This is a genomic window from Kurthia sp. ISK08, from assembly GCF_046159805.1.
Taxonomy (GTDB): Bacteria; Bacillota; Bacilli; order Bacillales_A; family Planococcaceae; genus Kurthia; species Kurthia gibsonii.
The window spans coordinates 150,469-163,410 of sequence record NZ_JBJXHL010000004.1 but is presented as its reverse complement, the minus strand read 5'-3'; the positions used below and the strand labels follow the sequence as shown (position 1 = coordinate 163,410).

Sequence of the window (12,942 nt, the reverse complement as noted above, 5' to 3'; positions counted from 1 at the left end):
TTAAACATGTCAGAAGAAAAAATTTATGATGTTGTCATTATTGGTGCAGGTCCAGCAGGTATGACTGCAGCGGTTTATGCTTCACGCGCAAACCTAGCTACATTAATGCTTGAACGTGGTATTCCAGGTGGTCAAATGGCGAATACAGAAGAAGTAGAAAACTACCCAGGTTTCGATACGATTTTAGGACCAGAGCTTTCTACTAAAATGTTTGAACACGCAAAAAAATTCGGTGCAGAATATGCATACGGTGACGTTTCAGAAGTCATCGATGGTAAAGAATATAAAACAATTAAAGCAGGTTCTAAAGAATATAAAACACGCGCAATCATTATTACAACAGGTGCAGAATACAAAAAAATGGGTGTACCTGGTGAGAATGAATTAGGCGGTCGTGGTGTAAGTTACTGTGCTGTATGTGACGGTGCATTCTTTAAAAACAAAAACTTAATCGTTGTTGGTGGTGGAGACTCAGCAGTTGAGGAAGGTATGTACTTAACTCGTTTTGCTGAAAAAGTAACAATTGTTCACCGTCGCGATAAATTACGCGCACAAAAAATCTTACAAGATCGCGCATTTGCGAACGAAAAAATTGATTTTATTTGGAATAATACTGTAAAAGAAATCAATGAAAAAGACGGTAAAGTAGGTAGTGTTACATTAGTAAATACAGTTGATGGTTCAGAATCAACTGTCGATGCAGACGGTGTATTCATTTATATCGGTATGAACCCTCTAACAAAACCATTTGAATCATTAGGTATTACTAATGAAGCTGGTTACATTCCAACGAACGAACAAATGGAAACTAAAATTCCAGGAATCTACGCAGCAGGTGACGTACGTGATAAAACATTACGCCAAATCGTAACTGCTACAGGTGATGGTAGTATCGCAGCTCAAGCTGTGCAACATTATGTTGAAGAATTAAAAGAAACATTAGCATAAATAACCATAAGATACAGATGATACTTGTTCTTAATCATTCTGTAACCCGAATGAAACATTCAAACTGTATAGTATAAAGTGTAATAACCCTTTTTGAAATACTATTGGTGAAGATGATTCTATTCAAGTAGATGAAATCAGAATGAGAGGAAGCGCTGGCGAGCGTTTCCTCTTTTTCGTGGTAAATAAAAAGGGTGTAAATTTTTAAATTTTGTAAGAAACACCCGGAACAGTGTATAATAGAAAATAGGATTTTTTAATACTAAGAATATGAAAATAGAGATGAGGTGGCGCGTATGCAACGAATTGCAAATTTAATTGTGCGTAAAGGTGATGAAGTACTTCTTTTGAAAAAACCTAGACGTGGATGGTATGTGGCACCCGGTGGGAAAATTGAAAGTGGTGAATCCATTTACGAAGCAGCGGCTAGAGAGTTTTTTGAAGAGACAGGGACGCGTGCTGTCAAACCACATTTAAAAGGAATTTATACAATGGTCATTCAAGAAGACGGTGAATTTGTTGACGAGTGGATGCTTTATACTTTTGTAGCAAATGATTTAATTGGAGAACCTTATACCGAAACACGAGAAGGTATTTTAGAGTGGCATCCAATTGAAGATTTAAAAACATTACCAATGGCTGAAGGAGACCGTACAAATTTATTGTTCGCTGTAGAACAAAGTGGTATGCAGTACGGTACATTCACATACACAAAAGATTTCGAACTACTAGCCGAAAAAATACAGCAATCAACAGAGGAGAAATAGATCATGCCACAAACAGATGAATCAAAAGAATTAATCATCATTACAGGTATGTCGGGCGCAGGTAAATCAGTAGCTGTACGCTCTTTTGAAGATTTAGGCTATTATTGTATCGATAATTTACCACCTGCACTTCTTCCTACGTTTATTCGTTTGATGCAAGACTCGAATAAAGAAATTACACACACAGTGGTCGTAATGGATTTACGTGGTGGTGACTTCTTCTCTACTTTAATGGATGCACTAGATGAAATAGAACGTGAAGATGAAATTAAACCGTACATTCTATTTTTAGATGCAGATAACGAAACTCTTGTGCGACGTTATAAAGAAACAAGACGTGCACATCCCCTTGCTTCTAAATCATTACCGCTTGATGGGATTAAAAAAGAGCGTGAATTACTGGCAGATATTAAAGGGCGTGCAAAGCAGATTTATAATACATCGATTATGAAGCCAAAAGAATTGCGTAATTTATTACTAGAGCAGTTTTCAAGCGAAACAAAAAATACATTCTCGATTAACGTCATGTCTTTTGGTTTTAAACATGGTATGCCGATTGATGCCGATTTAGTTTTTGATGTGCGTTTTTTACCAAACCCTTACTATATTGAAGATTTACGTCCGAAAACAGGTCTAGATGATGAAGTTTCCTCATACGTATTAAAGCAACAGGACGCAAAAGCATTAATTGAGAAACTGACAGACCTTTTTGAATTTATGGTTCCACGCTATAAAGACGAAGGTAAGTCACAGTTAGTCATTGCATTCGGCTGTACAGGTGGACAACACCGTTCTGTTACATTAGCTGAGTACTTTGGACATGAATTAGCGAAGATTGCTTCAACTGTTGTTTTCCATCGTGATCTTGCGAAAAAAGAGGGCTAATGCGATGAAAAAACAGAAAAAGCGTATTGTTGTGATTGGTGGTGGAACAGGTCTTTCAACATTATTAAGAGGACTGAAAAAATTCGATCCGGATTTAACAGCGATTGTGACGGTAGCGGATGATGGTGGTAGTTCGGGACGCTTACGCGATGATTATCAAATTCCACCGCCAGGCGATATTCGAAATGTCATTGCCGCACTTTCAGAAGTTGAGCCTCTCGTTGAAGAAATGTTTCAATATCGTTTTAAAGGACAAGGGAAAGAACATCTAAATGGTCACTCACTCGGTAATTTAATGTTAACTGCACTTACAGAGATTACTGGCGACTTTTCGCATGCTATTCGACAAATGAGTCGTGTACTAAATGTCAATGGTCGCGTGCTTCCAGCAGCGAATCAGCGTCTAACGCTATTCGCTGAATTTGAGGACGGAAAAATTATAGAGGGCGAGTCAAAAATCCCTTCATATGGTCAACCGATTAAGCGCGTATTTTCAAAGCCACATCATGTCCATGCGCTACCAGAAGCGGTAGAAGCGATTGAGCAAGCAGATGTCATCGTTATCGGTCCAGGGAGTTTATATACGAGTATTATTCCGAATCTATTAGTAGAAGATATACGACAAGCAGTACTTCGTTCATCTGCTAGAAAGGTGTATATTTGTAACCTCATGACACAGCGGGGCGAAACATCGGGCTATACAGCAAGTGATCATGTGCGCGCGATTCATACACATGTAGGAGAATCCTTTATCGAAACCATCTTAATTAATGATGATGCAGATGTACCGGAAGAAGTACAAAAAGCATACGAAGAAGAAAATGCCGAGCCTGTACGCTTTGACGTCAGATTATTAGAGGGAATGGGTCTTCGTGTTGAAAAAGGTGCGATAGCTACTTTAAGTGAAAAAGGAAGCGTTCGTCACGAAGCAACGAATGTAGCGGAGTGGTTAATGTCCTATTAATTTAGAAAGGAGGGACGACGATGTCTTTCGCTTCAGAAATGAAAAAAGAATTAACGCAAATTGAGTCGAATGAAATTAATTTAAAGGCGGAACTTTCCGCAATGATTCGTATGAACGGTTCATTATCACTGACCAATCGTCAATTCAGTTTAGATGTACAAACTGAAAACGCAGCGATTGCAAGACGGATGTATACGATTATGAAGCAGTTATACGACTACAAAATTGAACTACTCGTTCGTAAAAAGATGCGTTTAAAAAAGAATAATGTGTACATTTGTCGTGTACGAGAAGGTACGAGAGAGTTACTTGAGAGTTTAGAGATTCTATCAGGTAACTTTTTAATGAACCATCATATCTCACCAAATTTAATCAAGACAGATTTATCGAAGCGTGCGTATTTACGTGGTGCGTTTCTAGCAGGTGGTTCGGTGAATAACCCAGAAACGTCAGCGTATCATTTAGAAATCTATTCATTATATGAAGAACATGGTACGGATTTAATGAACTTGATGAATTACTTTGATCTGAATGCAAAAACGATTGAACGTAAAAAAGGGTTCGTGACGTACTTAAAAGAGGCGGAAAAAATTTCTGATTTCTTAAATTTAGTAGGTGCGCATCAAGCGATGATGAAGTTTGAAGATGTGCGTATTGTACGCGACATGCGAAATAGTGTGAATCGTTTAGTGAACTGTGAAACAGCGAACTTGAATAAAACGATTGGTGCAGCGATTCGTCAGGTTGAAAATATTAAGTACATCGACAAGCAAATTGGCATTGAGCAGCTACCAGAGAAGTTGCAAGAGATTGCTAGATTGCGTGTAGCGTATCAAGATGTGACATTAAAAGAGCTTGGTGAGATGATGACAACATCTGTTTCTAAATCAGGAATTAATCATCGCCTAAGAAAAATTGACGAAATTGCAGATTCTTTACGTGCTGGTGAGAAGCTGAACATAAAATGATGTATAATAGAAGAAATAAGATAAATTTGACGGCAATTGCCATAACATAAGGAGGAAGTAAGTAATGGTAGAGCAGCAGGTGGAGGTTAAACTCAAATCTGGTCTTCAAGCAAGACAAGCCGCTCTTTTTGTACAAGAAGCAAACCGCTACCATGCGGATGTATTCTTACAAAAAGGTACGCGCAAAGTAAATGCGAAGAGTATCATGGGGATTATGAGTTTAGCTGTTGCACATGGAACAGAGATTACACTGTTTGCAGACGGGAAAGACGAGCAAGAGGCAATCGCCGGTTTACGTGCAATGATTGAATCAGAAGATTAGTAAAAATACGAGGTAGCAGCGATGTTATCTCGTATTTTTTTATTTTAAAGATGTATGTTATGCATTATTCGGTATCTATTCTTTCGCGGATTCTACAAAATTAATTGAAACCGTAACAACAGATGCAAAGGGAAATGCGAAAATTGATCCGAAATATGCAACAAAAGAGTATCAAGTCAAAGTGACAGTTGGAAAAGAAACAAAAACTGTAACAATGACAAGTTGTAATGTAACGATTGATTTTAAAGCGCCAGTTACAGATGGTGAAACAGAAGAACCAACAGAACCAGGAAAACCAAATAAACCAACAACGCCAGAAAAACCATCGAAACCAGGAGTAGTCACAGGTGGCGATACGGAGGAGAATACAAATTCTTCTAAACCGTCAAAACCAGGTGTTAAACCAGGCGACCATTATGATGTATATGATAAAGATGGTAACTTAGTGGCGAGTGATGTAACAGTTGATCAAGACGGTAACATTAGCGCAGACTTACCACCAGGTGAATACGATTTCGTATCAAAAGGTGAGCATGTAACAGCTGAAGTTGGCAAAGATGGTAAACTACCACAAACAGGTTCAAGCGACTTCTTATTATACACATTAGCGGGTATTGCATTACTTGGAGCAAGTCTTGTTGTATTTGCGCGTGGACGTAAAAAGAGTGCGTAGAGCTTAAATAGACAGGAATCGTCATGATGGCGATTCCTGTTTTTATATGGTGAAAAATAGTGTGCATTATTTAACTTATTTTTCGTAAGTGTGTGCTATTTCATGTTGAATTGTTTCAAAATAAGCGACAGTCCGCTTTTTGTTTACCTTGATAAATAAAATGTCAGTGCTAAAATAAGTATATATGAAGCAATTTAGGAGGCATTCATGATGGAAATTACAATCGTTGCACATGTACAAACAGAAGGTCAACCAGAACAAATAGTAGACTTAGGAATTTCAGAGTTAATCGACTTTGAACTTGCACGCGATTTCCAAGTAAAAAATATTCTGGGTCAATTAGGTTATACAGATGTACAACCATTACCAACAGAAGATGTAGATGTATTTAAAGCGAACGCACAATTAAATGGACAAGCAGTTCAACCAAAAATTTTATTCGGTAAAGCGTTAAAAGCAGGTAATGTCGGTTCAAAATCAGGTGTATCTTTTTATGAGTTGAATGAATTACGTAATGTTGTACACGCTTAATTTATAAACAAAAAAGAGGTGAGGGGTTTTAAACCCTTCACCTCTTTTGCATACATTATTTTGTTTCGTTGTTTGTCATGATTTTATCGATTAAACCGTAGTTTAATGCTTCTTCAGCAGACATGAAGTTATCACGATCTGTATCTTTTTCAATTACTTCGACAGGTTGACCTGTACGCTCTGCAAGAATTTTGTTTAGTTTTTCACGTGTTTTTAAGATGTGGCGAGCAGCGATTTCGATTTCAGTCGCTTGACCTTGTGCGCCACCTAATGGTTGGTGAATCATGATTTCAGCGTTTGGTAATGCGAAACGCTTACCTTTTGCACCAGCTGTTAATAGGAATGAACCCATTGAAGCAGCCATACCGATACAGATTGTTTGTACATCTGGTTTGATGAATTGCATTGTATCGTAGATTGCCATACCAGCTGTTACTGAACCACCTGGTGAGTTGATGTATAAGAAGATATCCTTCTCTGGATCTTCTGCTTCTAAGAATAATAATTGTGATACGATTGCGTTTGCAACGTTATCATCAATTGCGCTACCAAGCATGATAATACGGTCTTTTAAAAGACGAGAATAAATATCGTATGCACGCTCTCCGCGGTTTGTTGTTTCGATTACTGTAGGAATTAAGTTCATTTAATTCTCCTCCGTTCAATCTAGTTACTGATTAGAATCAGCTGTACTCTTATTGTACATTGCATAGTCAAAAAAGGTCAAATATATTGTGTTAAATATTGCAAAGTCTAAATCAAGTTGTCAATTGCACTTTATATTTGTATAATAATAGTCATACGCCTCAGTAGTTTAATGGATAAAACATAAGATTCCGGTTCTTAGGCTGGGGGTTCGATTCCCTCCTGGGGCATATACAAGTTGTATGAAGTCATAAACATGACAACATACAGCTTTTTCTTTTGTACAAATTCCCTTTAAAGTGATATATAAACAAAAATCAAGTGACAATATTATGAAAAATATAACAGTTAAATTACATTTAATGAATAAAAAGGGTTAAAAGAGGTAAGTAACCTTTGGAAAAGGTAATATAACATAAGAGGATACTAAAGTAGATACATAGAAGGGAGTTTAATGGTTGATGAAAAAATATTTAATTCGTAGCGGTATGTTACCAACAGATGTGTTTGATGCTGCTAAAATCATTGCCAACAATTCAATTGGAGGAAATGTAGGAAACTTAATCTATGCATATAGCATTTATCGCACATTGATGACAGAAGATGTTGAATTTGTACCTGACTACTATCGTGTAAATCCAGCAGATGCGCCTTATATTAACGAGAATTATGATGCATATTTCATTCCATTAGCAGATGCCTTCCGACCAGATTTTGAAAATACATTAAAATCTTACACGAAATTAATTAATCGTTTGACAATACCTGTGTACGTCATTGGTGTTGGTGTACGCATTGACTTCGAGCCAGACTTCACAAAACAGAATCCATATGATCCAGCAGTTGTCGATTTCGTTAAAGCGGTATTAAATCGTTCAGCTATGATTGGTGTACGTGGAGAATTCACATCACGTTACCTAACACATTTAGGATTTAAAGAGGGGATTGACCATGTCATTATTGGTTGTCCGTCAATGTATGCAAATGGGCGTCATTTACGTATACGCGATACAGAAATTAATGAGAATTCCATTGTTACCATTAACTCATCTAAACTTTCTCCAAATCATGTTCTAGAATTTATTGATCGAAGTAAAAATGAATTCAAACATCATTATTTTATTCCGCAGTGGTATAAAGAATTAAAAATGATTTATTTAGGCGGTCCTAATCTTGAAAAGCCGAAGCCACATTATCAAGGAAAGACAACAGATGAACTGTATGTCCAAGATCGTGTGCGTTATTTCTTGAACGCTAAATCATGGATTGATTTTATAGGTGAAGCTGACTTTAGTTTTGGTGCTCGATTGCATGGGAACATTACAGCGACAATTGCTGGGACACCGAGCTTAATTATTCCAAAAGATGGGCGTATGCGTGAGTTAACAGATTACCATGCTTTAAATTATGTGGCTGGGAACGAATTAACAGAGCAAACACAGATTATGGACTTAATTGAAAAGAGTGACTTCCACCGTTGTGAGCATGTACATGAAGAAAATTTTAATCGTTTTATTCATTTCTTAAACCATAATGGAATTCCACATATTTATGAACAAGACCTTGATTTAGTGGAAGCGCCACTCGATAAACAGCTACAAGAAATTCAATTACTTCCACCAGTAAAAAGCTTTATTCATTGCTCGGCAGCTGAGATGGGAGAGCGCTTTGAGACGGTCATGAGTAATGTATTAGAACAAAAAAATGAACGTATTGTAAAGTTGAAAAGTCAGGTGAAAAGCCATCAAGTACGTACAAAACATTTAGAAGGTACATTGAATCGTAAGGCGGTTCGGATTGCCCTAAAAACAGCGAATTTATTTTCAAAAAAGAATTCATAAAAAAGAGGTTTGGGAATTGCTCCCAAGCCTCTTATTTTTTAAGGATACTGCCTTTATTTGCGCGTGTGACTTTCCAAATCTCATTGGCGATTTCAATTGTTTCAAGTGCGTGCTTTGAATCGCGGAAGCTATTGTAAAATTGATACGCAATCGTTCCAATAATATAGTAACGCGGTTTTTCCATCGAGAATTCTTCTATTAGACAGTCCGTGTACTCAATGCAAGATTCGGGTATATCGGATTCTAAACAACCTCTAAATCCTTTTAACTGATCTAAAATCTCATCGCGTGTAGGTACTTCATACTTCGTATTCTCGAAAATATAATTTTGTAAGTCAGGTCCCAAATAATAGTCGTTATTTTCGATTAGTGAAGGCACGATTAAGTCTAGTTGACGTAATGCATACTTTGATGTCACAACAGGATCAATTGCCTCACCAGCTGTCATGCTTCCAATATGAAGCATCTGATGAATCATCCCAAACAAAAGAATCGTGGCATCATAGCGATACGGTACAATACGTTCACCATATACGTCTACTAACCTTCTTGATAACCATTCCATCTCTTTTAAATGGTATTCTTTGACGATTTTTTTTAGTTCTTGGTCGCCTGAATGCAGGATTGATTCAAAGATTGGTAGTAAGTCGCGTTCGCGATTCACTTGCATGATGGTCGAAATTTGGGCTGCGAGTACACTTTTATCGGATAGGTTCTTTCCAATTAATAATTCAGCCTTTCGAAGTGTTGCATCTGAACGTCCAATCTCTAAAATTGCCACTAAGCAATCTTTTTTGGACGAAAAGTAATTATAAAATGTGCCTTTTGAGATATGTGCTTCATCTAAGATGTCTTGAATCGATGTACTGTGGAAGCCTTTTTTAGCAAATAGTTTAAGGGAAGCCAAGATAACTTGGCGTTTTCGATTATTCATATGTCCACCTTTAATCTTTATATTATACTGTCATTCTAACTGTAAAACGCTTTAATAGCAATGATTTTTGCAAAAACTTAATTTTCTTGTTGCCAAAATTGGACTATGAGTATATTATAGTGAAAGTAAACTTTTATACACGAAATATAAAGCAGAAGAGGGATTAATAAATGGATATGGAACAGTTACAGAAAAAGCCACCATATGCAATGATTGTATTAATGTTCATCGGTGCTTTTGTAGCATTACTTAACAATACATTATTGAATGTAGCATTACCTTCTATTATGAAGGACTTCGATGTAGATGCTTCAACGGTGCAGTGGCTAACAACAGGTTATATGTTGGTATCAGGGGTTTTAGTACCAGCAAGTGCATTCTTTATTACACGTATTAAAAACAGAACGTTATTTATTACAGCATTATCAATTTTTACAATCGGTACAGCTTTAGCAGCATACGCACCAACATTTAGTATCTTATTAACAGCGCGTATGGTTCAAGCAGCAGGTGCTGCCGTATTAGGTCCACTATTAATGAATATCATGCTTGTATCATTCCCAATTGCCAAACGTGGTGCAGTTATGGGGATTTTTGGTCTTGTTATGATTACAGCGCCAGCAATCGGCCCAACATTATCAGGTTGGATTGTTGAAACTTGGACATGGCATGTATTATTCGAAATGATTTTACCGTTATCAATCACGATTTTAATTATCGCAATCTTTAAGTTCCGTAATATTATGGATACACGCAAAGTCAAATTAAGTTATACATCACTTGTATTATCAACAATTGGTTTTGGTGGTCTATTATACGGTTTCAGTTCAGCTTCAGGCGAAGATGGCTGGGGAGCAGTTGATGTATGGGGTACAATCACAATTGGTGCAATCGCATTAATTATCTTTGTCATCATGCAATTAAAAATGAAAGATCCAATGCTAAACTTCGGTGTTTATAAATACCCAATGTTCGCATTAGCTTCAATCATTTCGATCGTCGTAGCAATGGCGATGTTCTCAGGTATGATTTTAACACCAATTTATTTACAAAATATTCGTGGCTTTACACCACTTGATTCAGGCCTATTAATGTTACCTGGTGCGGTTATCATGGGCTTGATGTCGCCAATTACAGGTAAGTTATTCGATAAGTTTGGTCCGAAAATTTTAGCGATTACCGGTTTAACAATCGTGACAATCTCAACGTACTTCTTATCACAATTAACAACAGAAACAACATACACTTATTTAATGCTTGCTTATACAGTGCGTATGTTTGGTATGTCGATGGTTATGATGCCAATTATGACAAACGGTTTAAACCAATTACCAATGCAATTAAATCCACACGGTACAGCAATGAACAACACACTACAACAAATTTCAGGTGCGATTGGTTCAGCAGTTATGATTACAATCATGACAACTCGTACAAAGAGTGAAGCTTCAGGTGTTGAAGATGAAGTAAAAGGTCAAGTAGCTGCAAAAGTGAAAGAACGTATTTCAGAACAAGTAACACAAAAAGCAACAGAAGCAGCTCAAGCAGGTACGCCAATGTCTAAATCAGAATTAGCAGCTTACGGTAAGCAACTAGCTGAAGATCCAAGTATCTTAAAATATGCAAAAGAATTAGGGCAATCATTATCGAAACCACTTGTGGATAAAGCAATGGTTGAAGGTATTAACTTCTCATTCTTAATCGCAATGTTCATTACAATTGCGGCATTAATTCTAGCGTTCTTCTTAAAACGCGTCCAAGTACCAGGACAAAAGGTATCGAAAAAAGCGATGAAAGAAGCAGAAAAAGAAATAACAGAATCATAAAATGTAGAGGAATCGTCTATTCGGACGATTCCTTTTTTGATTGAATCAGCTGTCGAAAGGGACAAATCATCGCGCGAAAGGGAATCATCGCTGTTGAAAGGGACTGAATGTCGCACGAAAGGGAATCCCCGCTGTCGAAAGGGACAAATAGTTGCGCGAAAGGGAATCGCCGTGTTTGAAAGGGACTGAATGTCGCGCGAAAGGGAATCGCCGTGTTTGAAAGGGACTGAATGTCGCGCGAAAGGGAATCGCCGTGTTTGAAAGGGACTGAATGTCGCGCGAAAGGGAATCCCTGCTGTTGAAAGGGACTGAATGTCGCGCGAAAGGGAATCACCACCATCGAAAGAGACAAATCATCCAAATAAAAGGACGAAATAGGCTACTCGCTTTAGATTCAAATGTATTCTAACTCTCGAAAAAAAATCGGAGTTTCTTCTATTTAAATAGTGTTCAGGATATGAAGTGGGATAAAATAGTGCCCATTGTTGCAAAAGATGTCTGACATTGATATAATATCTTTAGAAATATTTTTTTACATTAGGTGGGACGAAAAATAAGTATATGGGACTTATTTTGACCTACTGATAGGAGAGTTAGCTATGTTGTCACTCACGGAGGCACAATTAAAAATGTTGCCTGAAATGGCCGAGTCGCTGCAAATTCGTTATCGTATTTTGCAAATGGTTCAGATGCTTGGGCCGATTGGACGTCGTTCTTTAGCAGAGAGTCTATCATTGCCAGAACGAGAAGTTCGAAAAGAAACAGATTTACTCAGAGAACAAACATTAATGGATGTTAGTCGTTCAGGTATGACAATTACGGAATTAGGGGTACAAGTATTAGAGAAGTTGAAGCCACTTGTTTATGAGTGGTCAGGGATTTCAGATCTCGAAACACAGCTTCAAAAATTACTTGGCATCAAAAAAGTAATTATTGTTGATGGAAACCTTGATTTAGAGCCATCTGTTAAGACGTTGATGGGTGTCGAAGCGGTTACGCAACTTGAGCAATATGCGAAACCGCAAGATATTGTGGCAGTTACGGGAGGAAGTACGGTAGCTGCAGTATCAAACGCTGTTCAAAAATCAAATCGTTTAAAGGATTTAACTTTCATTGCTGCACGTGGAGGTATGGGTGTCGAAGTACAAATGCAGGCGAATACAATCGCTTCGAACTTTGCAATGAATTCGGGGAATGATTATCGCACGCTTTATCTACCGGAGCATTTAAGTGAAGCTGCTTATAATGCGATGAAGGAAGAACCGATGGTGCAAGAGATGCTTGGACTTTACGAAAAAACATCGATTGTGATTCATGGAATTGGTTCTGCAGATGAAATGTCTGGTCGTCGGAAATCATCAGAAGCAGAGAGACAAGCACTTCAAAAATCGGGTGCTGTTGGTGAAGCTTTTGGTTATTATTTCGATGAAAAGGGTAAAGCAGTACAGAGAATAAGGACAGTTGGTTTGCAATTAGAGCAGGTCAAAAATTGTCCCACTATACTTGCAATAGCGGGTGGTACAAAAAAAGCAAAAGCGATTTTATCTTATTTCAAAAATGCAGCGAAGCAGACAATCTTTATTACGGATATGGCAGCAGCACAACAAATGTTTAAAATTATTCAAAAATAATAATGTA

The 12,942-nt window shown here is 37.4% G+C and carries 13 protein-coding genes and 1 tRNA gene; 12 read left to right on the top strand and 2 right to left on the bottom strand.

All coding sequences use genetic code 11. From position 1 onward, the window contains the following. Window positions 1-6 precede the first annotated feature (6 nt). The 8 genes from trxB (at window position 7) to ACKVQX_RS09495 (ending at window position 6,058) form a co-directional block, all read left to right on the top strand. The gene (gene trxB, locus ACKVQX_RS09530; protein ID WP_068451204.1) at window positions 7-948 is read left to right on the top strand and encodes a thioredoxin-disulfide reductase; all 942 of its coding nucleotides are present in this window, start codon (window positions 7-9) and stop codon (window positions 946-948) included. 296 nt (window positions 949-1,244) lie between these two features. Beyond that, window positions 1,245-1,715: an 8-oxo-dGTP diphosphatase gene (locus ACKVQX_RS09525; protein ID WP_068451207.1), complete on the top strand. Its 471-nt coding sequence runs from the start codon at window positions 1,245-1,247 to the stop codon at window positions 1,713-1,715. Between the two features lie 3 nt (window positions 1,716-1,718). Then, window positions 1,719-2,600, top strand: coding sequence for an RNase adapter RapZ (gene rapZ, locus ACKVQX_RS09520; protein WP_087679972.1), 882 nt, complete (start codon window positions 1,719-1,721; stop codon window positions 2,598-2,600). Between the two features lie 4 nt (window positions 2,601-2,604). Next, window positions 2,605-3,564 (top strand): YvcK family protein, encoded by a 960-nt coding sequence (gene yvcK, locus ACKVQX_RS09515; RefSeq protein WP_087679973.1) that lies wholly within the window; start codon window positions 2,605-2,607, stop codon window positions 3,562-3,564. 20 nt (window positions 3,565-3,584) lie between these two features. Beyond that, window positions 3,585-4,532: a DNA-binding protein WhiA gene (gene whiA, locus ACKVQX_RS09510; RefSeq protein ID WP_068451215.1), complete on the top strand. Its 948-nt coding sequence runs from the start codon at window positions 3,585-3,587 to the stop codon at window positions 4,530-4,532. Window positions 4,533-4,596: 64 nt separating this feature from the next. Next, window positions 4,597-4,854: an HPr family phosphocarrier protein gene (locus ACKVQX_RS09505; protein WP_068451217.1), complete on the top strand. Its 258-nt coding sequence runs from the start codon at window positions 4,597-4,599 to the stop codon at window positions 4,852-4,854. A 181-nt stretch (window positions 4,855-5,035) separates the two neighbouring features. Further along, complete coding sequence (locus tag ACKVQX_RS09500; protein ID WP_325943584.1) at window positions 5,036-5,527, top strand: LPXTG cell wall anchor domain-containing protein; 492 nt, start codon at window positions 5,036-5,038, stop codon at window positions 5,525-5,527. 210 nt (window positions 5,528-5,737) lie between these two features. Beyond that, entirely contained in the window at window positions 5,738-6,058 is a 321-nt protein-coding gene (locus ACKVQX_RS09495) for a hypothetical protein (protein ID WP_068451222.1), read from the top strand. Window positions 6,059-6,113: 55 nt separating this feature from the next. On the opposite strand, the gene clpP is transcribed toward ACKVQX_RS09495, so the two are convergent. Then, window positions 6,114-6,704 carry an ATP-dependent Clp endopeptidase proteolytic subunit ClpP gene (gene clpP / locus ACKVQX_RS09490; protein ID WP_068451225.1) on the bottom strand — a complete coding sequence of 197 codons (591 nt, stop codon included), beginning with the start codon at window positions 6,702-6,704 and terminating at the stop codon, window positions 6,114-6,116. 157 nt (window positions 6,705-6,861) lie between these two features. Here clpP and ACKVQX_RS09485 point away from each other — a divergent pair. Together ACKVQX_RS09485 and ACKVQX_RS09480 are read left to right on the top strand one after the other, a co-directional pair. Continuing rightward, window positions 6,862-6,933, top strand: a tRNA-Arg gene (locus ACKVQX_RS09485). Window positions 6,934-7,164: 231 nt separating this feature from the next. Further along, the gene (locus ACKVQX_RS09480) at window positions 7,165-8,544 is read left to right on the top strand and encodes a polysaccharide pyruvyl transferase family protein (protein ID WP_409136258.1); all 1,380 of its coding nucleotides are present in this window, start codon (window positions 7,165-7,167) and stop codon (window positions 8,542-8,544) included. 31 nt (window positions 8,545-8,575) lie between these two features. On the opposite strand, the gene ACKVQX_RS09475 is transcribed toward ACKVQX_RS09480, so the two are convergent. Continuing rightward, entirely contained in the window at window positions 8,576-9,478 is a 903-nt protein-coding gene (locus ACKVQX_RS09475) for a TetR/AcrR family transcriptional regulator (RefSeq protein WP_325922156.1), read from the bottom strand. A 170-nt stretch (window positions 9,479-9,648) separates the two neighbouring features. Here ACKVQX_RS09475 and ACKVQX_RS09470 point away from each other — a divergent pair, with 170 nt between their 5' ends. Both ACKVQX_RS09470 and ACKVQX_RS09465 read left to right on the top strand, forming a co-directional pair. Beyond that, the gene (locus ACKVQX_RS09470) at window positions 9,649-11,304 is read left to right on the top strand and encodes a DHA2 family efflux MFS transporter permease subunit (protein ID WP_087679978.1); all 1,656 of its coding nucleotides are present in this window, start codon (window positions 9,649-9,651) and stop codon (window positions 11,302-11,304) included. 599 nt (window positions 11,305-11,903) lie between these two features. Continuing rightward, window positions 11,904-12,935 (top strand): sugar-binding transcriptional regulator, encoded by a 1,032-nt coding sequence (locus ACKVQX_RS09465; protein ID WP_121177077.1) that lies wholly within the window; start codon window positions 11,904-11,906, stop codon window positions 12,933-12,935. Window positions 12,936-12,942: the final 7 nt, after the last annotated feature.

Bases quoted from the DNA above. Each gene is read 5' to 3' on its own strand.
- trxB (WP_068451204.1), top strand. From the start codon at position 7: ATGTCAGAAGAAAAAATTTATGATGTTGTCATTATTGGTGCAGGTCCA.
- ACKVQX_RS09525 (WP_068451207.1), top strand. From the start codon at position 1,245: ATGCAACGAATTGCAAATTTAATTGTGCGTAAAGGTGATGAAGTACTT.
- rapZ (WP_087679972.1), top strand. From the start codon at position 1,719: ATGCCACAAACAGATGAATCAAAAGAATTAATCATCATTACAGGTATG.
- yvcK (WP_087679973.1), top strand. From the start codon at position 2,605: ATGAAAAAACAGAAAAAGCGTATTGTTGTGATTGGTGGTGGAACAGGT.
- whiA (WP_068451215.1), top strand. From the start codon at position 3,585: ATGTCTTTCGCTTCAGAAATGAAAAAAGAATTAACGCAAATTGAGTCG.
- ACKVQX_RS09505 (WP_068451217.1), top strand. From the start codon at position 4,597: ATGGTAGAGCAGCAGGTGGAGGTTAAACTCAAATCTGGTCTTCAAGCA.
- ACKVQX_RS09495 (WP_068451222.1), top strand. From the start codon at position 5,738: ATGGAAATTACAATCGTTGCACATGTACAAACAGAAGGTCAACCAGAA.
- clpP (WP_068451225.1), bottom strand. From the start codon at position 6,704: ATGAACTTAATTCCTACAGTAATCGAAACAACAAACCGCGGAGAGCGT.
- ACKVQX_RS09480 (WP_409136258.1), top strand. From the start codon at position 7,165: ATGAAAAAATATTTAATTCGTAGCGGTATGTTACCAACAGATGTGTTT.
- ACKVQX_RS09475 (WP_325922156.1), bottom strand. From the start codon at position 9,478: ATGAATAATCGAAAACGCCAAGTTATCTTGGCTTCCCTTAAACTATTT.
- ACKVQX_RS09470 (WP_087679978.1), top strand. From the start codon at position 9,649: ATGGATATGGAACAGTTACAGAAAAAGCCACCATATGCAATGATTGTA.
- ACKVQX_RS09465 (WP_121177077.1), top strand. From the start codon at position 11,904: ATGTTGTCACTCACGGAGGCACAATTAAAAATGTTGCCTGAAATGGCC.